Source organism: Streptomyces sp. CA-251247, from assembly GCF_050952975.1.
Classification (GTDB): domain Bacteria; phylum Actinomycetota; class Actinomycetes; order Streptomycetales; family Streptomycetaceae; genus Streptomyces; species Streptomyces achmelvichensis.
In genome coordinates this window covers 6,939,213-6,965,914 of sequence record NZ_CP191861.1, presented here as the reverse complement: position 1 = coordinate 6,965,914, position 26,702 = coordinate 6,939,213, and the positions used below count along the sequence as shown (strand labels likewise).

21 protein-coding genes are annotated in these 26,702 nt (G+C 71.1%); 12 read left to right on the top strand and 9 right to left on the bottom strand.

Going from position 1 to position 26,702, the window contains the following annotated elements:
* Positions 1-101 precede the first annotated feature (101 nt).
* The 3 genes from ACQPWZ_RS31010 to idi all read left to right on the top strand — a co-directional run bounded on the left by ACQPWZ_RS31010 (position 102) and on the right by idi (position 3,203).
* Entirely contained in the window at positions 102-1,043 is a 942-nt protein-coding gene (locus ACQPWZ_RS31010; RefSeq protein ID WP_433573002.1) for a cation diffusion facilitator family transporter, read from the top strand.
* A gap of 189 nt (positions 1,044-1,232) precedes the next feature.
* Entirely contained in the window at positions 1,233-2,474 is a 1,242-nt protein-coding gene (locus tag ACQPWZ_RS31005; RefSeq protein WP_433573892.1) for a GNAT family N-acetyltransferase, read from the top strand.
* Between the two features lie 135 nt (positions 2,475-2,609).
* Positions 2,610-3,203, top strand: coding sequence for an isopentenyl-diphosphate Delta-isomerase (gene idi / locus ACQPWZ_RS31000; protein WP_313942893.1), 594 nt, complete (start codon positions 2,610-2,612; stop codon positions 3,201-3,203).
* Between the two features lie 40 nt (positions 3,204-3,243).
* On the opposite strand, the gene ACQPWZ_RS30995 is transcribed toward idi, so the two are convergent.
* Positions 3,244-3,741 carry an ATP-binding protein gene (locus ACQPWZ_RS30995; RefSeq protein ID WP_356703383.1) on the bottom strand — a complete coding sequence of 166 codons (498 nt, stop codon included), beginning with the start codon at positions 3,739-3,741 and terminating at the stop codon, positions 3,244-3,246.
* 282 nt (positions 3,742-4,023) lie between these two features.
* On the opposite strand from ACQPWZ_RS30995, the gene ACQPWZ_RS30990 reads away from it, so the two are divergent.
* A complete protein-coding gene (locus ACQPWZ_RS30990; RefSeq protein WP_356703382.1) occupies positions 4,024-4,782 on the top strand; it encodes an enoyl-CoA hydratase/isomerase family protein in 759 nt (252 codons plus the stop codon).
* An 11-nt stretch (positions 4,783-4,793) separates the two neighbouring features.
* Here the strand turns inward: ACQPWZ_RS30990 and ACQPWZ_RS30985 are convergent, their stop codons facing one another.
* Positions 4,794-5,438: a DJ-1/PfpI family protein gene (locus ACQPWZ_RS30985; protein ID WP_433573001.1), complete on the bottom strand. Its 645-nt coding sequence runs from the start codon at positions 5,436-5,438 to the stop codon at positions 4,794-4,796.
* Between the two features lie 97 nt (positions 5,439-5,535).
* A complete protein-coding gene (locus ACQPWZ_RS30980; RefSeq protein ID WP_433573000.1) occupies positions 5,536-6,525 on the bottom strand; it encodes a GlxA family transcriptional regulator in 990 nt (329 codons plus the stop codon).
* 148 nt (positions 6,526-6,673) lie between these two features.
* Here ACQPWZ_RS30980 and ACQPWZ_RS30975 point away from each other — a divergent pair, with 148 nt between their 5' ends.
* From ACQPWZ_RS30975 to ACQPWZ_RS30965, 3 genes are all read left to right on the top strand, one after another.
* The gene (locus ACQPWZ_RS30975; protein WP_433572999.1) at positions 6,674-7,528 is read left to right on the top strand and encodes an SCO6745 family protein; all 855 of its coding nucleotides are present in this window, start codon (positions 6,674-6,676) and stop codon (positions 7,526-7,528) included.
* 110 nt (positions 7,529-7,638) lie between these two features.
* Positions 7,639-7,770 carry an LPFR motif small protein gene (locus tag ACQPWZ_RS30970; protein WP_327678219.1) on the top strand — a complete coding sequence of 44 codons (132 nt, stop codon included), beginning with the start codon at positions 7,639-7,641 and terminating at the stop codon, positions 7,768-7,770.
* A gap of 82 nt (positions 7,771-7,852) precedes the next feature.
* Positions 7,853-10,228, top strand: coding sequence for a Tex family protein (locus tag ACQPWZ_RS30965; protein ID WP_433572998.1), 2,376 nt, complete (start codon positions 7,853-7,855; stop codon positions 10,226-10,228).
* Between the two features lie 155 nt (positions 10,229-10,383).
* Here ACQPWZ_RS30965 and ACQPWZ_RS30960 read toward each other — a convergent pair whose 3' ends face one another.
* Both ACQPWZ_RS30960 and ACQPWZ_RS30955 read right to left on the bottom strand, forming a co-directional pair.
* A complete protein-coding gene (locus ACQPWZ_RS30960; protein WP_433572997.1) occupies positions 10,384-10,842 on the bottom strand; it encodes a hypothetical protein in 459 nt (152 codons plus the stop codon).
* Between the two features lie 157 nt (positions 10,843-10,999).
* Positions 11,000-12,640 carry an ABC-F family ATP-binding cassette domain-containing protein gene (locus ACQPWZ_RS30955; RefSeq protein ID WP_433572996.1) on the bottom strand — a complete coding sequence of 547 codons (1,641 nt, stop codon included), beginning with the start codon at positions 12,638-12,640 and terminating at the stop codon, positions 11,000-11,002.
* Positions 12,641-12,799: 159 nt separating this feature from the next.
* Here ACQPWZ_RS30955 and ACQPWZ_RS30950 point away from each other — a divergent pair, with 159 nt between their 5' ends.
* A complete protein-coding gene (locus tag ACQPWZ_RS30950) occupies positions 12,800-13,759 on the top strand; it encodes an FAD-dependent oxidoreductase (RefSeq protein WP_433572995.1) in 960 nt (319 codons plus the stop codon).
* Positions 13,760-13,868: 109 nt separating this feature from the next.
* Here the strand turns inward: ACQPWZ_RS30950 and ACQPWZ_RS30945 are convergent, their stop codons facing one another.
* The 3 genes from ACQPWZ_RS30945 to ACQPWZ_RS30935 all read right to left on the bottom strand — a co-directional run bounded on the left by ACQPWZ_RS30945 (position 13,869) and on the right by ACQPWZ_RS30935 (position 18,925).
* Positions 13,869-15,545 carry a BCCT family transporter gene (locus ACQPWZ_RS30945; RefSeq protein WP_313942904.1) on the bottom strand — a complete coding sequence of 559 codons (1,677 nt, stop codon included), beginning with the start codon at positions 15,543-15,545 and terminating at the stop codon, positions 13,869-13,871.
* 126 nt (positions 15,546-15,671) lie between these two features.
* On the bottom strand, positions 15,672-16,952 hold the full coding sequence (locus ACQPWZ_RS30940) for a M14 family metallopeptidase (RefSeq protein ID WP_433572994.1): 1,281 nt from the start codon (positions 16,950-16,952) through the stop codon (positions 15,672-15,674).
* Positions 16,949-18,925 (bottom strand): Xaa-Pro dipeptidyl-peptidase, encoded by a 1,977-nt coding sequence (locus ACQPWZ_RS30935; RefSeq protein ID WP_433572993.1) that lies wholly within the window; start codon positions 18,923-18,925, stop codon positions 16,949-16,951. Before ACQPWZ_RS30935 ends, ACQPWZ_RS30940 begins: the two co-directional genes overlap by 4 nt.
* Positions 18,926-19,202: 277 nt before the next feature.
* Here ACQPWZ_RS30935 and ACQPWZ_RS30930 point away from each other — a divergent pair, with 277 nt between their 5' ends.
* Complete coding sequence (locus ACQPWZ_RS30930) at positions 19,203-20,243, top strand: LacI family DNA-binding transcriptional regulator (protein WP_340476561.1); 1,041 nt, start codon at positions 19,203-19,205, stop codon at positions 20,241-20,243.
* A 108-nt stretch (positions 20,244-20,351) separates the two neighbouring features.
* On the opposite strand, the gene ACQPWZ_RS30925 is transcribed toward ACQPWZ_RS30930, so the two are convergent.
* On the bottom strand, positions 20,352-23,135 hold the full coding sequence (locus tag ACQPWZ_RS30925; protein WP_433572992.1) for a glycosyl hydrolase: 2,784 nt from the start codon (positions 23,133-23,135) through the stop codon (positions 20,352-20,354).
* A gap of 239 nt (positions 23,136-23,374) precedes the next feature.
* Between ACQPWZ_RS30925 and ACQPWZ_RS30920 the strand changes: the two genes are divergently transcribed.
* From ACQPWZ_RS30920 to ACQPWZ_RS30910, 3 genes are all read left to right on the top strand, one after another.
* The gene (locus ACQPWZ_RS30920; protein ID WP_433572991.1) at positions 23,375-24,679 is read left to right on the top strand and encodes an ABC transporter substrate-binding protein; all 1,305 of its coding nucleotides are present in this window, start codon (positions 23,375-23,377) and stop codon (positions 24,677-24,679) included.
* A gap of 95 nt (positions 24,680-24,774) precedes the next feature.
* Complete coding sequence (locus ACQPWZ_RS30915; protein WP_340476558.1) at positions 24,775-25,737, top strand: carbohydrate ABC transporter permease; 963 nt, start codon at positions 24,775-24,777, stop codon at positions 25,735-25,737.
* Positions 25,734-26,639 (top strand): carbohydrate ABC transporter permease, encoded by a 906-nt coding sequence (locus ACQPWZ_RS30910; protein ID WP_340476557.1) that lies wholly within the window; start codon positions 25,734-25,736, stop codon positions 26,637-26,639. Before ACQPWZ_RS30915 ends, ACQPWZ_RS30910 begins: the two co-directional genes overlap by 4 nt.
* Positions 26,640-26,702 lie beyond the last annotated feature (63 nt).

Below are 26,702 nucleotides of genomic sequence, written 5' to 3'. Positions count from 1 at the left end.
GCGATATGACAACGGTGTTCAGTGCCGTGTTGCCCGGTACCCCGCGGGCGTAGTTCACTGAGGTCTCGGCAGCACGATTCCCGACGACCGGAGGCGTTCTCATGGGGGCTGGGCACGACCACGGGCATGCGCAAGGCGGCCCGCCGCCGACCGGCACCGCGGCCTCCGCCTACAAGGGACGGCTGCGCATCGCGCTGACGATCACGCTGGGTGTGATGGTGCTGGAGATCGTCGGCGGTGTGCTGGCCGACTCGCTCGCCCTGATCGCCGACGCCGCCCATATGGCGACGGACGCGGTCGGTCTCGCGATGGCGCTGCTGGCGATCCACTTCGCCAACCGGCCGGCCGGCGGCAACCGCACCTTCGGTTTCGCGCGGGCCGAGATACTCGCGGCGCTCGCCAACTGTGTGCTGCTCCTCGGCGTCGGCGGCTTTCTGCTCTACGAGGCGGTGGAGCGGTTCATCACCCCGGCCGAGACCAAGGGCGGTCTCGCCATCGCGTTCGCCCTCGTCGGTCTGGTCGCCAACGCCGTCTCCCTCTCGCTGCTGATGCGCGGCCAGAAGGAGAGCCTCAACGTCCGCGGCGCCTATCTGGAGGTGCTGGCGGACACGCTCGGATCGCTCACCGTGCTGGTGGCGGCGTCGATCATCCTCATCACCGGCTGGCAGGCCGCCGACCCCATCGCCTCGCTGGTGATCGGCCTCATGATCGTGCCGCGCACCCTGAAACTGCTCCGAGAGACGCTGAACGTCCTGCTGGAGGCGGCGCCCAAGGGTGTCGACATGGCGGAGGTACGCACGCACCTCCTCGGCCTACAGGGCGTGGAGGACGTGCACGACCTGCACGCCTGGACGATCACCTCCGGGATGCCGGTGCTCTCCGCGCACGTGGTGGTGGACCCGGACGTGCTGGACGCGGTGGGCCACGAGAAGCTGCTGCACGATCTCCAGGGATGCGTCGGCGGCCACTTCGACGTGGAGCACTGCACCTTCCAGCTGGAGCCGGTCGGCCATGCCGAGCACGAGGCCCGGCTCTGCCACTGAGGGCCGTGCACCCGGCTGTTACGCTGGCCCCCACTCTTGAGAGGAGCTGAGTTGATGACCGTCGCAGCGACGGCTGCCGCGTGCAGCCCCCGGTCCGTCCTCGGCTTCCGGGTTACCGGCTGACCCGTATCTCGTACGTCGGCCGGAACCCTCACACACTCAAGGGTTTCCACGTTGTCCGACAACGCCATGCACGACGCCTTCTTCGCCCTGCACCACGGTCTTCCGCGGCAGGGTCCAGGTTCTGACGACACCACTCGCCGGCTGCTCGCCCTCGCGTCGCTCGCCGGCCCGCTGCCCGCTGCTCCGCGGGTGCTCGACCTCGGCTGCGGCCCCGGCCGTGCCGCCCTGCTGCTGGCCGCCGAGGCCGGCGCCACGGTGACGGCGGTCGATCTGCATCAGCCGTTCCTCGACGAACTGCGGCAGAGCGCCGAAGCCCGCGGGCTCGGCGGCGCGATCCGCATCGTCGCGGCCGACATGGCCGATCTCCCCTTCCCCGACGGCTCGTTCGATCTCGTCTGGGCCGAGAGCTCCGCCTACAGCATCGGCTTCGACACCGCTCTGCGGCGGTGGCGGCGGCTGCTCGCGCCGGGCGGCGCGCTCGTGGTCACCGAGTGCGAGTGGACGACCGGCACCCCGTCGGCCGACGCACGCGCCTTCTGGGACCAGCACTATCCGCTGCGCACGAGCGGCGAGAACATCGCCGCAGCCGTCGAGGCGGGCTACCACGTTCTCGGGGTGCACCGGCAGCCCGAGAGCGACTGGGAGGAGTACTACGGGCCGCTCGGCGCCCGCGCCGACGCGGCCGACCCCTCCGCTCCGGGCATGACGGAGGCGCTCGCCGCCACCCGGGAGGAGATCGCGGTACGCCGCGACCTGGGCACGGAGTACGGCTACACCGGCTACGCGCTGCGGGCCGCCGATCCGCGGTGGCGCACCAGGCCGGAGACCTCGGACGACGTCCCGGCGGTCCGTGCGGTCAACGCGTCCGCCTTCCCCACCGCGGAGGAGGCGGGGCTCGTGGACGCCCTGCGGCTGGACGCCGGGGCCTGGCTGCCGGGCATGTCGTGCGTCGCCGAGGCGGCGGACGGCACGGTGGCCGCGTACGCCCTGCTCACCCGCTGTCAGGTCGATGACGTCCCGGCACTGGCCCTGGCGCCGGTCGCCGTGTCGCCGGAGCACCAGCGCGGCGGAGCGGGTCAGGCCGTCGTACGGGCGGTACTCGATGTGGCCCGGATGCAGGGGGAACCGCTGGTGCTGGTCCTCGGCCATCCGGACTACTATCCGCGGTTCGGTTTCGAACCTGCTTCGCAGTACGGAATCCGGCCATCTTTCGAGGTACCGGATGAGGCCATGATGGCCCTTGCGCTCGACGGTTCTTCCGGTGTGCCGCGGGGCACGATCCGCTACCCGAAGGCTTTCGGCGTCTGATGCACGAAACCGTCCCCGCCGCACGCCGGCGCGGCGGGGACGGACATGCCCGGACTGCCGAAGTGCGGACAAGCCGCTTTTGTACGGCAGACTGGGCAGGCCCCCGAGGGCCGAGGACCGACGCGAAGGATGGTTATGCCGACCTCACCCGCCACCGCCACGAACAGCACGTCGAACGGCGTCTCACCAGCGATCCTGCTCGAACTGGTCGACGAGGACGGCAATACCGTCGGCACCGCTGAGAAGCTCTCGGCCCACCAGGCTCCCGGCAGGTTGCACCGGGCGTTCTCCGTGTTCCTCTTCGACGAGCACGGACGGCTGCTGCTCCAGCGCCGCGCGGCGGGGAAGTACCACTCCCCCGGTGTCTGGTCGAACACCTGCTGCGGACACCCCTATCCGGGCGAGGCCCCCTTCGCCGCCGCCGCCCGGCGGACGCACGAGGAGCTGGGCATCTCGCCCTCGCTGCTCGCCGAGGCGGGCACGGTCCGCTACAACCACCCGGACCCGGACTCGGGCCTGGTGGAGCAGGAGTACAACCACCTCTTCGTCGGTCTGGTGCAGGCTCCGCTGCGGCCGAACCCGGAGGAGGTCGGCGAGACGGCGTTCGTGACGCCGGAGGAACTGGCGGAGCGGCATGCCGAGGGCCCCTTCTCGGCGTGGTTCATGACGGTGCTCGACGCGGCGCGTCCGGCGGTCAAGGAACTGACGGGTCCGTCCAGCGGCTGGTGACCCACCGCCGGGGCGGCTTCCCACCGGGCGACGACAGACCTTAGAGCGGCGCGGTACCGGCGTCCTGCTGCACCGGTGCCGTATGCGCGTCGGGCCGCAGGGGCAGCGCCGCCCAGATGATCTTTCCGCCGCCGGCGGTGTGCTCGACGTCGCAGGAGCCGCCGGCCTCCAGCGTGATCTCCCGGACGAGCAGCAGCCCCCTGCCACCGGTCTGCCCCCAGTCCGTCTCCAGCGCCTTGGGGCGGTAGGGGTGGTTGTCCTCCACGGAGACCCGGATCCACTCGGTGCCGATGGCGACCTCGACGGCGATCTCGGGCGAGAGCAGGGCCGCGTGCCGTACGGCATTGGTCACCAGCTCGGAGACGATCAGCAGCAGGCCCTGGACGAGGTCGTCCTGGACCGGTACGCCCTGACGGTTGAGCAGGTCCCGCACGGCGTGTCGCGCTTGGGGAACCGACACGTCGACCGCGGGTGCGGTGAAGCGCCAGATGCCCTCGTACGACAGCGGCCGGGCCGGGACGCTCCCGCGGCTCTCCATAGTCCGGCACCACCCTTGAATCGACTGCTCCTGACCATCGAGTAATCAGTGTTGGCAGTGAGTTGGTCCGGACCGGGAGGCTGAACAGAAGTCAGCACCTATCGACGTCTTTTGACCGGGTGCGTATGACAGGGTCAAGCGCGCGACTGTTCCTGATCTTGTTCTGGTCACTTCTCCGGCGGAATCGGACAGCTCCCTCTGACCACGGCCGGGCACACCCGGGCGAGGGCCCCGGCGCACCTGCGCGATCACCCGACGGACGCGGCGGATAGCATCCCGCGCATGGAGCAGTCGGAACCGGGTCCGCGGCTGGTGCACACCGTCACGGACGGCGTCGCCACCGTCGTCATCAGCAATCCCGCCAAGCGCAACGCCATGACCGCCGCGATGTGGCGTGCGCTGCCGGAGCTGCTCGGGCGTCTGGAGGCCGACGCATCGGTCCGCGCTCTCGTACTGACCGGCGAGGGCCCGACCTTCTGCGCGGGGGCCGACATCTCGTCGTTGCGGGAGCCCGGTGAGAGCCCGCAGGATCTCGCCGTGCGGGCCGAGGAGGCGCTCGCCGCGTTCGCCAAGCCGACCGTCGCGGCCGTCCGCGGCTACTGCGTGGGCGGCGGCTGCCAGCTGGCGGCCGCCTGCGATCTGCGGTTCGCCGAGACGGACGCCCTGTTCGGGGTGACCCCGGCGAAGCTCGGCATCGTGTACCCGTCCTCCTCCACCCGCAGGCTTGTGTCCCTGGTGGGGCCCTCCGCGGCCAAGTACCTGCTGTTCTCGGGCGAGTTGATCGACACCGAACGGGCGCTGCGCACCGGGCTGGTGGACGAGGTGCTGCCGCCCGGGGAGCTGGGCAAGCGGGTGGCCGAGTTCACCCGGGTCGTCGCGACGCGTTCACAGCTCACGCAGGCCGCCGCGAAGGAGTTCGCGACGGGCCGCACGGACCGGGACGCGTACTGGCAGGCGCAGGCGCACGGCGGCGGCGACACCGCCGAGGGCATCGCCGCCTTCCTGGAGCGGCGCGCGCCGCACTTCACCTGGACCGTGTGAGGCCGACGGCGTCAGCTCTCCTGGCTCAGGACCCTCTCGGCCCCGCGCCGCCAGCGGTCGACGATCCGGGCCGGGGCCTTGTCGGGTGATCCGGCGTCGTACGGCGGCTGCGGATCGTATTCGGTCAGCAGCTGCACCGTCTGTGCCAGCTCGTCGCCGCCGATCCGGCCCAGCAGATGCAGCGCCATGTCGATGCCGGACGAGACGCCCGCGGCGGTGACGTACTTCCCGTCGAACACCACCCGCTCACCAGTCGGTTCGGCTCCCAGCGGTACGAGTTCCTCCAGCGCCAGCCAGTGCGAGGTGGCCCGGCGGCCCTTGAGGAGTCCGGCGCCGGCCAGGACGAGCGAGCCGGTGCACACGGACGTGGTCCACGTGCTGGTGGCGTCCGCCGCGCGCAGCCACGACAGGACCGTCTCGTCCCGCATCGCCTCACGGGCGCCGGGGCCACCGGGCACCAGCACGATGTCGGGGGCCGTCACCTCTGTCAGCGCCCGGTCGGCGACCAGGGCGAGCGAGCCCTGGTCGTTGCGTACCGGGCCGGGCTCGTGGGCCACGAAGACCGTCTCCGCACCCGGGACGCGGGCGAGGAGCTCGTACGGGCCGACGGCGTCCAGCGAGGTGAAACGGTCGAAGAGCAGAACGGCGATCTGCATCGGGTTCCTTTCGGGAGTGGCGGCAGGTCGGGGCGTGGCGGCAGGTCAGGGCCTCACAGCACGTCGGGGCCGCCGGCAGGTCAGGCGTGGTGGCGGGTCAGGAGCCGGGGACAGACGGCTCTGCGTGCGGTGCCGCGGTGCGGAAGCGGCGGCGGTACTCCGCGGGCCCGGCGCCGAGGGCCTTCAGGAACGCCCGGCGCATCGCCTCGGGAGTGCCGTAGCCGGACGCGCGTGAGACCTCCTCGACCCCGTCGGCGGTGTCCTCCAGCAGCCGTCTGGCGTGTTCGAGCCGTACGCCGTCGACGTAGCGCCCGGGCGTCGTCCCCGTCTCGGCCTGGAACGCCCGGGCGAAGTGACGCGGCGACAGCCGCGCCCGGCCTGCCAGCGCCTCGACGGACAGATCGCCGTCGGGATGCTCGGTGACCCACTGCTGGACCTCGCGCAGCGGCTCCCGGTGCGCGGTCTGGGCGGCGAGCTGCGTGCTGAACTGCGCCTGGTTGCCCGGCCGCCGGAGGAACACGACGAGGTGCCGGGCGACGGTCAGCGCGATGTCACGGCCGTGGTCCTCCTCGACGAGCGCGAGGGCCAGGTCGATGCCCGCCGTGACGCCGGCGGAGGTCGCGATGTGTCCGTCGCGTACGTAGACCGGGTCCGGGTCGACCTCGACCCGCGGATAGGTGCGGGCGAAGTGGTCACAGACGGCCCAGTGAGTGGTGGCCCGGCGGCCGTCGAGCAGGCCGGCCTCGGCGAGCAGCAGGGCTCCCGTGCAGACGGAGACGAGGCGCTCGGCCCGGGGGCCGTTCTCGCGGAGCCAGGCGATCAGGCCAGGGTCGGGCCGGCGGGTGCCCTGTCCGCCGGGGACGAGCAGGGTGTGCGGCGTCGGCGCCTCGGCCAGGGTGGCGTCCGGGACCAGGGTCAGCCCGCTGGTCGTCCGTACGGGCGCGGTACCGAGCGCGGCCGTCCGCAGCGGGTAGCCACCGCGGCCGCCGGTCACCTTGCCGGCGCCCGTGAACACCTCCACGGGACCCGTCACATCGAGGCTCTGCACGCCGTCGAAGAGGACGACGAGCACGGATCGGTCGGTCATGCCTTCATCCTTCGCCGGGCGGCCGATGTCCGCAATGACGAAGAGCCCACCTTTCCTGCCATGACGACGGTGCGGACCTGACGGGCCCGAGCGGCGGGGCGGGCACCCACCTTCCCTGCCGTACCGACCAGTCGGTAACGTGCAGCCCATGACCTCTTTGCCGCGCGCGGGACGCCGCTGCCACCACGCCCTCAATCCGATGCACTCGACGGTGTACTTCTCGCCCGACCTGGCGTCGGAGATGGCCGGGATCGGCATCGAGGACTCCAGCGCCGCGTACTTCGCCGCCCGCGCCGCCGCGATGGGAGCCGTCGGGCCCGGCGCCGTGACGGCGACCTTCTACAACTTCAACCACGAGCTGATCGCGCGGCACCTGCCGGCGGTGTGGGAGACCGCGTCTCCCGAGCAGGTGCTCCAGGCGCGGCTGCGCGCCGTGGACACCACGCTGCGGCGGCTGCTGGACGCCGAGGCGGTCGCCTCCAAGGAACTGGCCGAGGCCGCCGACCTGGCCCTGCGCGCCGCCGAGGCGTGCACGCGCCACGCCCGGCCGCTGTACGCAGCGCACGCCGATCTGCCCGTCCCCGACGAGCCGCATCTCGCGTACTGGCACGCCGCGACCCTGCTGCGCGAGCACCGCGGCGACGGTCATGTCGCAGCGCTGCTGGCCATGGAGCTGGACCCGCTGGAGGCGCTGGTGAGCCACACCGCCACGGGCCGTGGCATGGCACCGCGCTGGATCCTCGCGACGCGCGGCTGGCGGCGCACGGACTGGGAGGCGGCCGAGAGCCGGCTGCGGGAGCGCGGACTGCTCTCCCCGGAGGGTGAACTGACCGAGGCCGGCACCGCGCTGAGGGCGGAGCTGGAGGACCTCACGGACCGCATCGACCGCGCTCCGTACGAACACCTCGGTGCCGAGGGCGTCGAGCGGCTCACCGACCTCGCGCGCGGGTTCCTGACGCAGGCGCTGTCGGCGGGTGCCTTCCCGTCGGATGCCGTCGGCTGACGACCGGCGGTCCCGTCCCCGGCAGTGCGTCCGCCTTTCTCCGGGCGACGTTTGCCGCGGATCTTCACGGCAACCCGACCGGTGCAAGGTCATCGACACTGGAGGTTCTCGTGCGCGCCATCGCAGACGCACTTCGTACGGTCGGCTCCGCCATCGCCACGGTGGTCACGCTGCCCTTCCGCCTGCTCGCCAAGCTCTTCGGCGGTGCATCCGGCGGCGGACGCCGCACCCGCCGCGTGTGAGGCGGCGCGCGACACGGCGCCCGGCCACCCGGCACAATGCACTCTCAAGCATTGCCAGCACGAGAAGGCGAGTCGGGGAACCGTGACGACGTCCATCGAAGGCAGGATCGCCGAGGAACTCGGCGTACGGGAGCGGCAGGTCAGGGCGGCCGTGGAGCTGCTCGACGGCGGCTCGACCGTGCCGTTCATCGCGCGCTACCGCAAGGAAGCGACCGAACTGCTCGACGATGCGCAGCTGCGCACGCTCGAGGAGCGGCTGCGTTATCTGCGGGAGCTGGAGGAGCGCCGGACCGCGGTCCTGGAGTCCGTACGCGAGCAGGGCAAGCTGGACGAGGCGCTGGAGGCGCAGATCCGGGCCGCCGACACCAAGGCGCGTCTGGAGGACATCTACCTGCCGTTCAAGCCCAAGCGGCGCACCAAGGCGCAGATCGCCCGCGAGGCCGGTCTGGAGCCGCTGGCCGAGGGGCTGCTGGGCGACCCGTCGGTGGATCCGCTGTCGGCCGCCGCCGCGTTCGTCGACGCCGACAAAGGCGTGGCGGACGCCGCCGCGGCGCTGGAAGGCGCGCGGTCGATCCTCACCGAGCGCTTCTCCGAGGACGCCGATCTGATCGGTGAACTGCGCGAACGGATGTGGACGCGCGGCCGGCTGGCGGCGAAGGTGCGGGACGGCAAGGGCGACGCCAAGGAGGGTCCGGGCGCGAAGTTCGCGGACTACTTCGACTTCGCGGAGGCGTTCACGGAGCTGCCCTCGCACCGGGTGCTGGCGATGTTCCGCGGCGAGAAGGAGGACGTTCTCGACCTGTCGCTGGAGCCGGAGGAGCCCTCCGAGCAGCCCGGCCCGTCCGCGTACGAGAACATGGTCGCCCGCCGTTTCGGGGTGGCCGACCGCGGCCGGCCGGGCGACAAGTGGCTGGCGGACACCGTGCGCTGGGCCTGGCGGACGCGGATCCTGGTGCACCTCGGGATCGATCTGCGGCTGCGGCTGCGCACGGCGGCCGAGGACGAGGCGGTACGGGTCTTCGCCGCGAATCTGCGCGATCTCCTTCTGGCCGCCCCCGCCGGTACGCGCGCGACGCTGGGCCTGGACCCGGGATTCCGTACGGGTGTGAAGGTGGCCGTGGTCGACGCGACCGGCAAGGTCGTCGCCACCGACACCATCTATCCGCACGTCCCCGCGAACAAGTGGGACGAGTCCCTGGCGAAGCTGGCGCGCCTCGCCAAGGAGCACGCGGTCGATCTGGTCGCCATCGGCAACGGCACGGCCTCCCGCGAGACCGACAAGCTCGCCGGTGAACTCATCACCAAGCACCCGGAGCTGAACCTCACCAAGGTGATGGTCTCGGAGGCGGGCGCCTCCGTGTACTCGGCGTCCGCGTTCGCCTCGCAGGAGCTGCCGGGCCTCGATGTGTCGCTGCGTGGCGCGGTGTCGATCGCGCGCCGGCTCCAGGACCCGCTGGCCGAGCTCGTGAAGATCGACCCCAAGTCGATCGGCGTCGGCCAGTACCAGCACGACCTGTCCGAGGTGAAGCTCTCCCGCTCGCTGGACGCGGTCGTCGAGGACTGTGTGAACGGCGTCGGCGTCGACGTCAACACCGCTTCCACACCGCTGCTTTCACGGGTGTCGGGCATCGGCGCGGGCCTCGCGGAGAACATCGTCGCCCACCGCGACGCCAACGGCCCCTTCCGCTCCCGCAAGGCGCTCAAGGACGTGGCACGGCTCGGCCCCAAGGCGTACGAACAGTGCGCGGGCTTCCTGCGGATCCGCGACGGCGACGACCCGCTCGACGCCTCCAGCGTGCACCCGGAGGCCTACCCCGTGGTGCGCCGGATGGTGAAGACGGCGGGCGAGCAGGTCGCCTCGCTGGTCGGCAACGCCCCGGCGCTGCGCTCGCTCAGGCCGGCGGACTTCGTCGACGACACGTTCGGCCTGCCGACGGTCACGGACATCCTGCGGGAGCTGGAGAAGCCAGGGCGCGACCCGCGGCCCGCCTTCAAGACGGCCACCTTCAAGGACGGTGTCGAGAAGATCGGCGACCTGACGTCGGGGATGATCCTCGAGGGCGTGGTGACCAACGTGGCAGCGTTCGGCGCGTTCGTCGACATCGGTGTGCACCAGGACGGTCTCGTCCATGTCTCCGCCATGTCGAAGACCTTCGTCAAGGACCCGCGGGACGTGGTCAAGCCCGGCGACGTGGTGAAGGTGAAGGTCCTCGACATCGACATCCCGCGCAAGCGGATCTCGCTGACCCTGCGGCTGGAGGACGAGGCGGCCCCGAAGGCGCCGGCCGGCGGACCGCGGCAGCAGCGCGGTGAGCGTGGCGGCGGGCGAGCGCCCCAGCAGCGCCGTCAGCAGGGCGGCGGCCGTGGCGGGGACCGGCAGGCCCCTCCCCCGGCGAACAGCGCGATGGCGGACGCACTGCGGCGCGCGGGTCTGACGGACCCGGGCCGGGGGCGCTGACGCTCTTCAGCACGCCGAAGGGGCCCCGCAGGAGGGTGACTGCGGGGTCCCTTCGCGTGTACCGGACGGGCCGACCGCCCGGGTCGGCCGGCCTTCCGGCGCCGGTTTCGAAGCGGCCGGACGTCCGTCAGGCCGGCTTCAGAGCGGCCGCAGGGTCAGCCCTCCGGCGAGCACTCCACGTCGAGGAGCTTCAGCGGCTTCGTGCCGTCCAGGTCCACCAGCGCGCGCAGCTCCGCGGTGACCTCGCCGTTCTCGCCCCAGTGGGTCGTCACGGTGGCCCAGCCGACCCGCGCGGACTGCGCGGTCGTCACCTTGCCGATGTCGATGGACCGCGGCGTGTTCTGCGCGCAGAGCAGGACGTCGAAGCCGGGGTTGGCGGCCGCCTTCTCCTTGAGCAGGTCGGAGACGCGGTTCCTGCGGTCCGCCGCGGAGGGTCCGTGCTCGCCGTAGAAGCGGTCGAGGAAGGTGTGGATCTCCTTCGCCGTGTAGCGGCCGTTGACGTCGGTGGCCGGCGCGGCGGTGGCGGGGGTGATGGCGGCGAGGGAGAAGCCGAGTCCGAGGACGGCGGACGCGGCGGCGGTGCGCCGGCCGAGCGGACTGAGTGAGCGGAACATTCCGTGTACCCCGTTTTCATGAATTGTGCCCATTCACCGGGCCGGTCGTCGGAGTAGATCCGCGAGGGGTACCGAAGGTTGTCGCGCGCCGTGCGCTGTTGCAGGTCCGGGACACTTCCCGGACCTGCGGGTGACGTTCCGTCAGGGGTGTCGGCCGTCAGGAGAGCTCGGTGACCTTGCCGTCGGCCACTTCGACCCGGCGCGTGGTGTGCACCGCGTCGAGCATCCGGCGGTCGTGCGTGACCAGCAGCAGCGTGCCCTGGTACGAGTCGAGGGCCGTCTCCAGCTGCTCGATCGCGGGCAGGTCCAGGTGGTTGGTCGGCTCGTCGAGGACGAGGAGATTGACACCGCGTCCCTGGAGCAGCGCCAGGGCGGCGCGGGTCCGCTCCCCGGGCGAGAGCGTCGTCGCCGGGCGGAGCACATGCGCGGCCTTGAGCCCGAACTTGGCCAGCAGGGTGCGCACGTCGGCCGGTTCGGTGTCCGGGACTGCCGCGCAGAAGGCATCGAGCAGTTTCTCGGTGCCGTAGAACAGCCCGCGCGCCTGGTCGACCTCGCCGACGACGACGCCCGAGCCGAGTGAGGCCTGGCCCGAGTCGAGGGGCAGGCGCCCGAGCAGGGCGGCGAGGAGGGTGGACTTGCCGGACCCGTTGGCGCCGGTGATGGCGACCCGGTCCGCCCAGTCGATCTGGAGCGAGGCCGGCCCGAACCGGAAGTCGCCGCGGCGTACCTCCGCCTCGCGCAGGGTGGCCACGACCGATCCGGAGCGCGGGGCGGACGCGATCTCCATCCGCAGTTCCCACTCCTTGCGCGGTTCCTCGACGACGTCGAGCCGTTCGATCATCCGCTGCGTCTGCCGCGCCTTGGCAGCCTGCTTCTCGCTCGCCTCGCTGCGGAACTTGCGGCCGATCTTGTCGTTGTCGCTCGCCTTGCGGCGGGCGTTCTTGACGCCCTTGTCCATCCAGGACCGCTGCATCTGCGCGCGGCCTTCGAGGGCGGACCTCTTGTCGGCGTACTCCTCGTAGCCCTCGCGGGCGTGCCGGCGGGCCGTCTCCCGTTCCTCCAGATAGGCCGCGTAACCGCCGCCGTACAGGGTGATCTGCTGCTGGGCGAGGTCGAGTTCGAGGACCTTCGTGACCGTGCGGGTGAGGAACTCGCGGTCGTGGCTGACGACGACCGTACCGGCCCGCAGTCCGCGGACGAACGCCTCCAGCCGCTCCAGGCCGTCCAGGTCGAGGTCGTTGGTCGGCTCATCGAGCAGGAAGACGTCGTAGCGCGAGAGCAGCAGGGAGGCCAGTCCGGCGCGGGCCGCCTGGCCGCCGGAGAGTGCGGTCATGGCGAGGTCGAGTCCCACGGTCAGCCCGAGGGTGCCGGCGACCTCCTCGGCACGCTCGTCGAGGTCGGCCCCGCCGAGCCCGAGCCAGCGCTCCAGACTCGTGGCGTACGCGCCGTCGGCGCCGGGTGCGCCGTCGACGAGTGCCTGGGTCGCCTCGTCCATGGCCTCCTGCGCGGCGGCGACGCCGGTGCGGCGGGCCAGGAACTGCCGCACGGTCTCACCGGGGCGGCGCTCCGGCTCCTGCGGAAGATGCCCGACCGTGGCGGAGGGCGGCGAGAGCTTCAGCTCGCCCTCCTCGGGCCGGTCGAGACCGGCGAGCATCCGCAGCAGGGTCGACTTTCCGGCTCCGTTGGCGCCGACCAGGCCGATCACGTCGCCGGGTGCGACGACGAGGTCCAGTTCGGCGAAGAGCGTACGGTCGCCACGTCCTGCGGCGAGATCCTTGGCGACGAGAGTGGCAGTCATCAGACGGCGATCCTAACGGGGCCGGGCCCGGGTGGACCGCCCGGCCGGGTCGGTGCCCGGCGGTACTCCTCACGCCAGCCCGCTCCTGCTGGAACGCCCTGCGCCGAGATCGTCGGCCTACGCCGTGTGCGCGCCGCCGCGCTTCGCTACGGTCCCTGCATGAGCGGCGATGTGGTGGTGGTCGGGAGCGGCGTCATCGGGCTGACGACCGCCGTGGTGCTGGCGGAGAGCGGCCGGCGGGTGCGCCTGTGGACGCGGGCCGCGGCGGAGGAGACCACGTCCGCGGTGGCGGGTGCGCTGTGGTGGCCGTACCGGATCGAGCCGGCGGAGCGGGTGGGCGAGTGGGCGACGGAGACACTGCGGGTGTACCGGCAGCTGGCCGAGCGCCCCGAGGAGAGCGGGGTGCGTCTGGTCGCGGGTGTCCTCGCCGACCAAGCGGTGGCGCGGCTCGGGCCCTGGTCGGCACAGGTGGAGGGGCTGCGGGCCGCGGAGCCGGGCGAGTTGCCGCCCGGCCACCGGGAGGGAGTGCGGGCGCGTCTCCCGCTGATCGACATGCCCGCCCATCTGGGCCGGCTGCGGCGCCGTTTGGAGAGTACGGGCGGCACGGTCGAGTCCCGTGACGTCCGTTCTCTCGCCGAGGCGGCCGCCGCGGGGCGAGTGGTGGTGAACTGCACGGGGCTGGGCGCCCATGAACTGGTGCCCGACGCAGGGGTCCAGCCCGTGCGCGGACAGCTCGTGCTGGTGGAGAACCCGGGCATCGACGAGTGGTTCGTCCTGGCCAAGGACAGGTCCGCCGAGAGCACGTACTTCTTCCCGCAGCCGGGCCGGCTCGTCCTCGGTGGCACCGCCGAGGACGGGGACTGGCGCACAGAGCCCGATCCGGCGACGGCGGAGGCGATCGTGGCGCGTTGTGCCCGGTTCCGCCCCGAGATCGCGAAGGCCCGGATTCTCGGCCACCGGGTGGGGCTGCGTCCGGCGAGGGCCGCGGGCGTACGCCTCGAGGCCGAGCGGCTGCCGGGAGGCGGTGTGGTGGTGCACAACTACGGACACGGTGGGGCCGGGGTGACGGTCGCTTGGGGGTGTGCCGAGGCGGCGGCGGCCCTCGTCGAGCAGAGCTGAACCATCGCCGGCGGACAACCCACCGCAGGCGCCCGGCATGAAACCGGACGCCGTCCGGAGCCGGGCTGCGGCTCCGGACGGCGTCCGGCCTCATGACTCACCGTGGCCGTCAGGGCTCCACGGGGCTCCGGTCGTCGTCAGGACCGACGCCGGGGCCGATACGGATCTCGAAGTCACCGTCGTACTTGTGGTGTCCCGCGATGACCGCGGACTCCACGACCTCCGCACCCATCTCGCCGCGCACGATCAGCGGGTCGTGGCGCAGGTCGCGCATGAGCGCCACGCACATGCCGATCATCACGAGCACAAAGGGCGCGGCCACCAGGATGGTCAGATTCTGCAGACCGGCGAGCGCGTCGCCCTTGCCGTTGCCGATGAGCAGCATGATCGCCGCGACGGCACCGGTCACCACACCCCAGAAGACGACGACCAGCTTGGTCGGCTCGAAGGAGCCCTTCTGGGAGAGCGTGCCCATCACGATCGACGCGGCGTCCGCACCGGACACGAAGAAGATGCCGACGAGGATCATCACGAGCAGGCTCATGACGGTGGCGATCGGATACTGCTGGAGCACCGCGAAGAGCTGGCCCTCGGGCGTGGTCTCGTCGCCGAGCTGCTTGTTCTCCTGGAGCTTCATCGCCGTGCCGCCGAAGACCGCGAACCAGATCAGGCTGACGGTGCTCGGGACCAGGATGACGCCGCCGACGAACTGACGGATCGTCCGGCCGCGGCTGATGCGTGCGATGAACATGCCGACGAACGGCGTCCACGAGATCCACCAGGCCCAGTAGAAGACCGTCCAGCTGCCCAGCCACTCCGCGACGCCCTTACCGCTGGACGCCTCGGTGCGTCCGGCCAGCTCCGGCAGATCCCCGAAGTAGGCGGCGATGGACGAGGGCACCAGGTCGAGGATGATGATCGTCGGACCCGCGATGAAGACGAACAGCACGAGCAGCAGCGCCAGCACCATGTTGGTGTTGGACAGCCACTGGATGCCCTTCTCCACACCGGAGACGGCGGACAGGACGAACGCGAGCGTCAGCACCGCGATGATGCCGACGAGCAGTCCCGTGCCGACCTTGTTCATCCAGCCCAGTTCGGTGAAGCCGCTGCCGATCTGCAGGGCGCCGAGGCCGAGGGACGCCGCCGAGCCGAACAGCGTGGCGAAGATCGCCAGGATGTCGATGACCCGGCCGGTGGGGCCGTGCGCCTGCTTCTCGCCGATGAGGGGCACGAAGACCGCGCTGATCGTCTGCCGGCGGCGCCGGCGGAACGTGCTGTAGGCGATCGCGAGTCCGACGACCGCGTAGATCGCCCACGGGTGCAGGGTCCAGTGGAAGAGCGTGGTGGCCATCGCCGTCTGCATCGCGGCCGCCGAGTCGGCGGGGGCGGTGCCCGGCGGGGGGGAGGTGAAGTGGGCGAGCGGTTCGCTCACTCCGTAGAACATCAGGCCGATGCCCATACCGGCGCTGAACATCATGGCGACCCAGGAGACCGTCTTGAACTCCGGGCCCTCGCCCTCCTGGCCGAGCGGGATCTTGCCGTACCGGCTGATGGCCAGCCAGAGGGCGAAGACGACGAATCCGGAGGCGGCCAGGACGAAGGCCCAGCCGCCGTTGTGGATCAGTCCGCTCAACATCTTGCTGGACACGCTCTCGAGCGCGTCGGTGGCTACGGCGCCCCACACCACGAAGGCAAGGGTGAGTACGGCAGTGACTCCGAAGACCACCCGGTCCGTCGTAGGGCGCCCGGTCTCGTGGGGAGAACCGGGAAGATCAGCTGGCACCAGCTTCTCCTCCCGGCCCTCCGGTTCTGGTTCGTGCGACACAAGCGGCACCTTTCACGGATTGCTCGGAACAAACCTGCTTTCGCTTCCGCTACCCCGTACCACATGTGATCCACGCCACCCACGTCAACAGGCTGACGTTGGTTCTCCCGATGTGAGGTGGTAAGTCGCCCGGGAATCCAGCAGCAGGGGCACCAGTTGCCGTCGCGACTGCCGCAGCGGCACGAACGCACCGTGACCGTCCGGTCGCGAGGCGACACCGTGCAGTGCGAGTTCGTCCCTCACATCCGCAAACTGCGCGGGGTCCAGGCGATAGCCGCAGGGCGGGTCGGCGAGCGTCTCCTCCGGTGTCGCCGGGTCGTTGTCGGCACCGCCGAGATAGACCGGGCCGCGGTCCCTGAATCCGGCGAGAGCGGCCGCGGTCGTCGCCGCCTCGATCCGGCCGCGCCGTTCGTCGGCGAAGGAGAACAGTCCGCCGAGGGCGGCCAGCTGACTGCCGACGCGGCGGCGGTTGTTGAGGGCCGCGTCCGCCTTCTCCTCCTCGGTCATGGGGTCGACACGGCTCTCGATGAGCAGGCCCAGGGCGTTCTTGACGCCCGAGGCGTTGCGCAGAATGCGCTCCTGGCCGTCGCCCGCGGTCTGCTTGATCGGATCGCCGGTGACGGGATCGGTCCAGATGCCGTACGTGCCCGTGGTGTGGCCTTCGTCGTGTGCGGCGGGCCGCACATAGCGCTCGGAGAGTGTCCGCGACTCGTCGTGGACACGGGAGTGGGTGTTGAGGTTGCGCGGCCAGAGGTCGAACAGGTCCTTGTCGTAGTACGGCGGAGTCGCCCCGTACTCGTGCAGGTCGTAGACGATGTCGGGCCGCTCGTCGCGCAGGACGGCGGCCATGGCCCGCCCCTCGGCGGTCTTCAGCTCGATGTGGTCGCGGTTGATGTCGACGCCGTCGGAGTTGCCGCGGGTGTCGGCGGCCCGGCCGTCCGGGTTGGCCGTCGGGACGACCAGAATGCGGGTCCGGGACAGCAGCCCGCGGGTCTTTCCGTCGCCCGCGAAGGCGAGGTCGCGGATCGTGGTGAGGCAGGCGTCCCGGCCGGAGGGTTCGTCGCCGTGCTGGGAGCAGATCAGCAGGACCGTGCTTGCGGCGTGCCGGGCGCCGATCCGGACGAGCTGGAGTGGTCGGTCCTGCTTGGTCGTCCCGATGCGGGCGACCGAGACCCGGTCGCTGCCGCGGTCGACGGCGCGCAGGAACGTCTGCTCCTCCGGCTGACCGGTCCAGCGCGCGCCGTTGCTGATCTCGAAGCCCGTACGCGGCGGCCGGTGAGCCGCCTCCGCGGGCACCGTGATCAGCGGTACGGCCACGGCGGCCGCCGTCACGGCCAGGGCGAGTGTGCGCAGCGGTGCTCTCATCGGCTGCCCCCTGAGGGAATCGGACGGAAGGGACGCGGTTCGGCGACACCGCCGGGCCGGGAGTCGCGGGGCGCCGGCGGGACGGCCGAGGGGGCCGTGGCGCGGACGAAGGCCGGGGCGCCGCCGACGATCGGCAGCGTGGCCGATGTGCGGGCCAGATCGACGCGCAGCGTCGGGGTGCTCGCGGGCGGGTCGATCAGATCCCGGTCCGTGCCCGCGACGATCAGCGCCAGGCGGTGCCCGGCCGGGACGACATGGTCACCGGCGTGCAGATCGAGCGTGATCGTGTACGCCCTGCCGGGTGTCAGCGGCCGGCCCTGGGCGGCGGACGCGTAGGTGCCGAGGTCGGCCCAGCCACGGCTGAAGACGGTGTGGTCGACGGTGGCCGTGCGCGCCCGGGTCTCCTTGAAGCAGGGACTGTCGCCGGGGGCGGTCGCACCCCAGCAGGTGCGCTCGGGAAGGGTGGTGATGCCCTCACCGGCTGCCGCGTAGTCGCGGATGGTGTCCGGGCCGAGGTCGACGAGGACCGCGGACAGATGCGCGCTGGTGGTGTTGGGGGTGACGGTGACCTTCACCGTCGAGGAGCCCGAGAGCCGCAGATCGCGTCCGAGCGGCTGGCTGACGAACCCGGCCTTGTCCGGGGTCGACAGGTCGATCCGGGCGGCCCAGTCGGTCTCGTCCTTCGTGCGGTCGTCGGTGAAGGTCTCGCTCGCGCCGGGGCGGGCGGGCCGCAGGCCAAGCGTGCCGACCCCGGGTGCGGTGCCGGTGCCGGGGCGCAGTGTGGTGGCGTCCGTGGCGCGCGGCGGCCAGACACGGTCGGTGGACCACTGGTCGGGGGCGCGTTCGACGTCGGCCATGGGTTCGCGTTCGATGCCGTTGTCGTAACCGAGCAGGTAGTGGTCGAACCAGCGGTGCAGCGTCTTCACCCACTCGCCGCGCCGGAAGTCGAACGGGTCGACGTGACCTGTCTGCGACAGCCACACCTTGCGCTCGACACCCTCGTCCGCGAGCGCGTCCCACCACTGGCCGAAGTGCTTGGAGCGGACGTTGAGGTCCTGCATGCCGTGCACGGCGAAGACGCTGGCACGCACCTGGTCGGCGTCGCGGACGTAGTCGCGCTCGCTCCACAGGCGGGTGAGGTCTCCGGTGCGCGGGGCCTCGTCCACCAGGCGCTGCTGGACGGCCTGGCAGCGCGAGCGGGCGTCGGGGCTCTCGACGTAGTCGGACAGCCACTCGGGTCCCGAGTCGTAGAGGGGCGCGCCCTTGGCGAAGTAGTAGTCGTACCAGGAGGAGATGGCCGCGATCGGGACGATCGTCTCGAGGCCCTCCACTCCGGTGGCGGCGACGCCGTTGGCGATGGTGCCGTCGTAGCTCTTGCCGATCATGCCGGTCCGGCCGTTGCTCCAGCCGGCTCCCGCGCGCTCGGTCCCGGTCCTGGTGGTGTAGCCGCGGGCGCGGCCGTTCAGCCAGTCGACGACGGCCTTGGCGGACTGGACGTCGGAGCGGCCTCCGACGTCGACGCAGCCGTCGGAGCGGTTGGTCCCGGCGAGGTCGACAGCGACGAAGGCGTAGCCGCGCGGGACGAAGAAGTTGTCGTAGTAGAGCGGGAACTGGACCGGGTTGCCGTCCGCGTCATACGTCTTGAGCTGGCTCTCGTTGCCACGGCCGCAGCAGGAGTAGTACGGGCTGGCGTCCATGATCACCGGGATCTTCCGGCCCTGCTGCTCGGGCTCCCGGGGCCGGACGATGTCCACGGCGACCCGGTCGCTCTTCCCGTCGCCGTCACCGTCGAGCCGGGTGTCCACCCAGACGGATTCACGGATCGCGTTCTCGTAGGAGTGGACCGGCTTGCTCTCCCGCAGCGGGGCGCTCTGGGCGCCGGCGGGCGTGAGCGTCATGGCCATCAGGGCGGCCGAGGCCGCCACCACCAGCGATCTGCACGTCAAGCGGGTGCCCCCCGCGCGTATCGGCATGGGCGGGAAGCTACTCCCGTCAACTTCCCTGCGACAGAGGGCAATCAGGGGGCAATCAGGGCATCCGTGCGCCGGACGGGACAGACGGGATCGGTGGTCGGCGGGAGAACGGAACCGCATCGCCACAGGTCCCACGGCCCGCCTCGCGGACCCTCGCCCGGTCCGGGCTGGTGGGAGCGCTCTCAGCAGCTCGCCCGGGCACGGATATCCTGATACCGGCAGCGCCTTCCCGCTGTCGCCCGATGCAGCCGACCGACCCAGCCGAGGAGCATCCGCCTTGCCCGAGCAGACCACTGGGTCCCGTCCCACGCTGGAAGCCGTCGCCGCGCGCGCCGGTGTCTCCCGGGCCACGGCCTCCCGGGTCGTCAACGGCGGCGCGGGGGTGCGCCGGCCGCTGGTGGACAAGGTGCGCCAGGCGGTCGAGGAACTCGGCTACGTACCGAACCACGCGGCCCGCACCCTGGTGACCCGGCGCAACGGCGCGGTCGCCGTGATCATCGCCGAGCCGGAGTTCAGGATCTTCTCGGACCCGTTCTTCGAGCAGCAGGTGCGCGGCATCAGCCGGGAGCTCACCGCTCACGACTCCCAGTTGGTGCTGCTGTGGGTCGAGGGTCCCGGCGACCACGACCGGATCGCCCGCTACCTCGGCGGCGGCCATGTGGACGGTGCGCTGGCCTTCTCGCTGCACAACGACGACGAACTCCCCTCCATCATCAGCCGGGTCAAGGTCCCGACCGTCTTCGGCGGCCGTCCGGGCTGGCCCGGTGCCACCTCAGGTCTCGCCCTCCCCTACGTCGACTGCGACAACCGCGGCGGCGCCCGCGAGGCCGTGCGGCATCTGGTCTCGCTCGGCCGCGAGCACATCGCGCACATCGCGGGGCCGCGCGACCAGACCTCGGCGCTCGACCGGATCGACGGCTACCGGGACGTACTGCTCGACGCCGACCCCGACCTCGTCAGCCAGGGCGACTTCACCGTGGAGAGCGGCGCCCGCGCGATGGCGGAACTGCTCGAGAGGCGCCCCGGCCTCGACGCCGTGTTCGCCTCCAACGATCTGATGGCCTCCGGTGCGCTGCGGACCCTGCGGGAGCGGGGACTTCGGGTGCCGGACGACGTGGCGGTGGTGGGCTTCGACGACATGGCCTCGGTCGTCGAGTCGACCGACCCTCCGCTGACGACGGTCCGCCAGGACATCGAGGGCATGGGCCGGCTCATGGTGCGGCTGCTGATGCGCGTACTGAACGAGGGCGAGCAGCACACCGGCGCTCCCGCCTCGGTGATCACCCCGACCACGCTGGTGCGGCGGGCCTCGGCCTGAGAGGCCGGGTGCCCGCCGCACACAGTGCCGGCGTTCTTCGCTCGATGCACTCGGCGCGACCGGTGGCCGGGGCGCGCGGTGCCGGCGCGATCCGCCGAACCCGCCGGCTCAGCCGAAGGGAATCACCAGCACCGACCTGTCCGTGCCGGTCTGGAGCTTCGCGGTGCCGTTGCCGATGGCGTGCCACACCTCCAGCCGTACGGTTCCGTTCTTCAGGTCACCGAGACTCCCGGTCGCCGATCGCAGTCCGCGCGACTGGGCGTATTCCTCCCAGCCCGCCACCGGGTCGGTGGCGAAGTACTGGTAGGTCTCGGTGCGGTCGAAGGTGCCGTCGCCCGTGAAGTCGTAGCTGATCCGGGCCTGCTGGCCGAGGCCGACCGCCGTGCCCGCGTCGAGCTGGAGACGGAAGGCGGTCGCGGCGCCGGGCGTGACCGTGCCGTTGACCTGCTTGGCCTGGTAGACGAGCGGCTGGTTCGGGGTGCCGTCGTGATTGCCGCCGCCGGCGGAGGCGATCGTGTCACTGCCGGCCGTGCCGCCGGTCGCGGTGGTCAGCGTTCCTCCCGTACGGAGCTGGAAGGTGTTCCCCGTCGGCGGGTCGGGATCCGGATCGGGGTCCGGGTCGCCGGTGCCGGTTCCCGTGCCCGTCGCCGTCGAACGCGCCGGTACGGAGAGCGTCTTGCCGTCGGAGAACGTCACCGTGCGGGCCGTGGCGCCGTGGTTGTGCGCGGCGTAGGTCCGTGCCGTCCCCTTGGTGAACACGGCGGACGTCGGGATGTCCCCGGTGACCGTCGCGTCGGGCGCTCCGAGCGCGTCGAGGGTGGTCAGCCAGTGGTAGGTGTGCGCCTTGGACTCGCCCTGTTCGGGCGTGTATCCGGCATTGCCCGCGTCCCACTTGGCCTTCGCCGCCGCGGGATCGGCGAACGACTGGAACTCCCAGAGGATGTCGCGCCATTCGACGGCAGGGCCGCCGTTCTCGCGTTCCATCTCGGCGATGTTGCGCCGGATCGCGGTGTTCTCGCCGCCCAGGTGGAGTGAACCACCGGTCACGGGCAGGACGTTGATGCCGTGGATCTCCTCGGGGTTGGCGGTCCACCAGGTCGCGTAGGCCCCGCCGCTGCCCCACACCATGCCGACCGTGTCGTGGCCGAAGGAGGACGGGAAGACCTGCTGGTCGGCGTCGAACCAGTACTGGCCGATCGCCTCGGACTCGGTGGTGAGCAGATAGGTGCCGAGGTCGCGCAGGGCGGTGTCACCGGTGGCCGAGCCCCACAGCACGAGGCCCGCGCTCAGGTTGATGGACTCGGACGACGACTCCTGGTTGTTGCCGGCGGCGAAGCCCTGGTGCCCGGAGGCCCAGCTGTGCCCGGCGTACACGTCGAAGCCGCGCAGGAAGGGGAAGGCGGAGTCGCTGCGGCTGGGGTTGGCCGCGTCCCGTACCAGGGTCTTCACCATGCCGCCCCAGGCGGAGTCGGCGGCCCAGGCCTGGTCGTACTGGGCGACGATCGCTGCCGCGTAGATGTAGTAGCTGTAGTGGAAGTGATGGTCGTTGAGTTCGGTGTCGCTGCCGTACGAGGCGGGGTATCCGGTGAGTGTCTTCCACGCCTTGTCGTAGCTGAACTCGCTGACGCCGCCCGCCGTGAACCAGTCCTGAAGCCGGCCCTTGAGCAGCCCGATGAGCTTGTCGCGGGTGGCGGTCTCGCCGATCTGGTCGGCGACGGGGACCAGTTGGGCGAGACGGCCCAGCGCCTTGCCCGTCCAGTAGGTATCCGTGTAGCCGGAGAAGGGGTCGGCCGCGTTCGCGACCTCATCGAGATAGCCGCGCAGCCGTGCGGTGTCGACGGCGTTGGTCTTCGGCAGCCCGGGCAGCACGGCCGACGCCTTCTGGCTGGTGGTGAAGGACGCGGACTCGCGGACCTTCATCGTCCCGCGCGGCGAGACGTAGGTGTACGACGTCAGCGGGTCGGTGCTGTTCATCCACTGGTGGCGGTAGAGCGCCTGGAGCGTCCCGCGCTCGGTGCCCTCCTTGGCCTCGGTGGTCAGGGTGTACGTGGCCCGGGAGTTGCCGCCGGTGTAGCTCCAGCTCGCCTGGGAGCCGGTGACGAAGCTGAAGGCGTACTTCCGGTAGGTGGCCAGTGCGTCGGTGGAGGGCAGTACGGCCAGGGAGAAGTAGTCCTTGGCGCCGAGGCCGGCGGTGATGGTGGAGCCGGAGACCGTCCAGTCGCTGCCCGTGGGGGCGAACAGCGCGTAGTGGTGGCCCGCGACCGTGATACCGAGGACGTTGCCCTGGTCGGCGAAGACCGCGGGCGCCGCCGCGGTGGTGATCTGGGCGGCTGCTCCGGAGCCCTTGGCGTATACGAACGGCATGCCGTGGCCGATGGTGGTGCGCAGGGTGCGCGTGCCGTCCGACCAGTAGGGGGTCACGGTCCAGTCGGACCACGCATCGGCCTTGGTGTCCGGCGAGTTGAGCCCGGTCAGGCCGAGGGTGAGGTCCCGCTTGTGCGCGTACTCGTACTGGCGGCCGTCGCCGACGATGGCGGCCGTCGTCGGGTAGCCGATGTCGAGCCCGCCGGCCGTGGCCTGGTAGGTCAGCGGATGGCCGTACATGGGGGTGGAGTACGGGTTGTCGCCGTAACGCTGGAAGGCCAGGGAGGACCACCAGTCGTTGGTCGGGACCGGCTTGTCCTGGGCGGCGGGCGTGGTCTTGGGGGTGACGGGCGCGCCGGTGTTGGTGGTCGGGCCCGACGTGCCGGCGGGGCGGCTGTCGGAGTAGCTGCCAGAGCCTACGGGGATGGTTGCGGCTGCCGCCGGAGTGGCGGCCGGGCCCAGGCCGACGGCGGCCAGGGCTGTGACCAGGAACAGCGCGGCAGCTGGTCTGGTGCGGTGGGCTGGCATGGACGGCACCTCGAGTCATGAGGGAAAGGGCGTCCGAGAGCGCTCTCAGATGTCCTGCAACGTAAAACTCCTGAAACAGACGTGTCAATAGATGGGACACAGGCCCCAGTTGGGGCTGAGTCCAAGCCGTTATGCCTTCGAGTCTTGACGGGGCGAGCCCCTCCGGGGCACGCTCCAGTCGCATCTTTGAGAGCGCTCTCAATGCGGTCTCGCTCCACCGAAGCCAAGGGAGGCTTCCCATGCCCATCGCCCGAGCCGCCAAGAGGGCCGTCGTCCGCGTGGGTGCGGTCGCACTCACCGGAGCACTTCTGGCCGCATGCGGATCCGGTTCCTCGGACGGCGCGTCGGACAGCGCGGACGGCAAGGTCACGATCACGGTCGACCTCTTCGGTTCCTTCGGATACAAGGAGGCCGGGCTGTACGCGGAGTACGAGAAGCTCCACCCGGGCGTCACGATCAAGCAGACCGACACCGAGGACGAGCAGGACTACTGGAAGTCGCTGCAGACCCGGCTCGCGGGCGGCGGCGGCCTCGCCGACGTGCAGGGCATCGAGGTGGGCCGGATCGCCGCCGTCACCCAGCAGCAGGCCGACAAGTTCGAGGACCTGAAGGAGTACGGCGCCGACAAGCTCAAGAGCCAGTTCGCCGACGCCAAGTGGTCCGCCGCCACCGGCAAGGACGGCCAGGTGCTCGGCCTCGGCACCGACGTCGGCCCGGAGGCCATGTGCTACCGCACCGACCTCTTCGAGAAGGCCGGCCTGCCCACCGACCGGACCGAGCTGGCGGCCAAGTGGTCCACCTGGGACGGCTACCTCGCCCTGGGCAAGGAGTACAAGAAGAAGGCCCCTGCCAAGAGCGCCTGGATGGACAGCGTCGGCAGCCTCTACACGATCATGGTCGGCCAGGAGGAGGAGCGCTACTACGACGGCTCCGGAAAGCTGATCTACGAGAACAACCCGCCGATCAAGGCGGCCTGGGAGGCGTCCACCGAGGCCGCGAAGGCGGGCCTGAGCGCCAAGCTCGACCAGTGGTCGCCGCAGTGGAACCAGGCGTTCTCCGCCGGCTCGTTCGCCACGATGCCCTGCCCCGCCTGGATGCTCGGCTACATCAAGGGTCAGGCCGGTGACGCCGGCAAGGGCAAGTGGGACATCGCCAAGCTGCCCGGCGGCGCGGGCAACTGGGGCGGCTCGTACCTCTCCATCCCCCGGGCCGCCAAGCACAAGAAGGAGGCGTACGACCTGATCCAGTGGCTCACCGCCCCCGCGCAGCAGGCCAAGCTCTTCACCAAGCAGGGCAACTTCCCGTCGTCCACGGGAGCCATCGCGCAGGTCGCCGACGCCAAGGACCCGTACTTCTCCGACGCGCCGATCGGCCAGATCTTCGGTGACGCGGCCAAGGCCGCCCCGGTGCAGGTGCTCGGCGTCCACGACAAGAACGTGGCCGACCAGATCACCAACGCGCTGAGCGAGGTGGAGCGCAAGGGCACCTCGCCGGACAAGGCCTGGTCGACCGCGAAGAAGAACGTGGAGAACGCCACCGGCTGACCCCGGTCACCACGCCCCGGAGGCCGGTCCTCGACACCCGGCCGGACCGGCCTCCGGACTCCACACCCCCCGTACCTCCTCCCGAAGGGCCGCACGTGACCCTCACCGCCACCGCGAAGCCGGACGCACCCCGGCCACCGGCGCCCCCGCAGCCGTCGGCCGCGCACCGGACCTGGCGGAAGCTGACCCCGTACGCCTATGTGGCGCCGTTCTTCACGCTGTTCGCCGCCTTCGGCCTCTTCCCGCTGATCTACACGGCGTTCGTGTCGCTGTACCGGGTGGAACTGCAGACGCCCGGCGACATGCAGTGGCGTGGCCTGGACAACTACACCGCGCTCTTCGGCGACGAGATCTTCTGGACCGCGCTGCGCAACACCTTCACCATCGGGGTGCTGTCCACGGTCCCGCAGCTGGTGATGGCGCTGGGCCTGGCCCATCTGCTCAACTACCGTCTGCGCGGCCGCACTTTCCTGCGCACGGCGATGCTGCTGCCGTACGCCACCTCGGTCGCGGCGGCGACGCTGGTCTTCGCCCAGCTCTTCGGCCGCGACTTCGGTCTGATCAACTACGCCATCGGCCTGGTCGGCATCGACCCGGTCGACTGGCAGACCGGGACCGTCAGTTCGCAGATCGCGGTCTCCACGATCGTGATCTGGCGGTGGACCGGATACAACGCGCTGATCTATCTGGCGGGCATGCAGTCCATCCCGAGCGAGCTGTACGAGGCCGCGGAGATGGACGGAGCCTCCCGCTGGCGGCAGTTCTTCCATGTGACGCTGCCCGGGCTGCGGCCGACGATCGTCTTCACCGTCGTCGTCTCCACGATCGGCGCGACACAGCTCTTCGGAGAACCGCTGCTGTTCGAGGGCTCCACCTCCGGCGGCATCTCGCACCAGTACCAGACGCTCGGTCTCTACATGTACGAACAGGGCTGGGGCTTCTTCCACCTGGGCCGGGCCGCCGCCATCGCCTGGGTGATGTTCCTGCTGATCCTGGTGCTCGTCGGGGTCAACGCCCTGATCGCGCGCCGCCGTTACCGCAAGGAGGCCGGCCGATGACCGCGCTCGCCGCTCCGCCGACCGAGCCGCCCGCCACGGACCGGCGCCCCGGGACCCCGCGCCGGCGCAGGACCCGTGCCGGACGCACCATGCACGGCGGCAAGCTCACCTACGCGATCCTGATCGTCGCCCTGCTGATCTCGGCGTTCCCGTTCTACTGGACGATCGTCGCGGCCAGCCGGTCCAACGCCGATCTGGCGAAGGTGCCGCCGTCCCTGCTGCCCGGGCCGAACCTCATGCGCAACTTCGAGGCGGTGATGGAGGAGGCGGACATCGGCAAGGCGCTGCTGAACTCCCTCATCGTCTCGGGCTCGATCACCGTCGGCACCGTACTGTGCTGCACGCTCGCCGGTTTCGCCTTCGCCAAGCTGCGCTTCCGCGGCCGTGGCGCACTGCTGGCGATCACCGTGGGCACCATGATGATCCCGCCGCAGCTCGGGGTGATCCCGCTGTTCATGCTGATCGCCGAACTGCAGTGGGTGAACCAGCTCCAGGCCGTCATCCTGCCCGGACTGGTCTCCGCCTTCGGTGTGTTCTTCATGCGGCAGTACCTGGTGCAGTCGCTGCCGGACGAACTGATCGAGGCCGCACGGGTGGACGGCGCCTCCAGCGCCCGGATCTTCTGGTCCGTCGTGGTGCCCATCGCTCGTCCGGGCATGGCCGTCCTCGGCATGCTCACCTTCATGGCCGCGTGGAACGACTTCTTCTGGCCGATCGTCGCCCTGTCCTCGCAGGAGCCGACGGTGCAGGTCGCCCTGCGCCAGCTCGGCGGCGGCTATGTCCACGACCAGTCCGTGATCATGGCCGGCACGCTGCTCGGCACCCTTCCCGTGCTGCTCGTCTTCGGCCTGCTCGGCCGGCAGATCGTGGGAGGCATCATGCAGGGCGCCGTGAAGGGCTGAGCCCCGGCAGCCGATCGCGTTGCCACCCCCCACCGTTCCACCACACCTCCTGGGAGTTCCGCC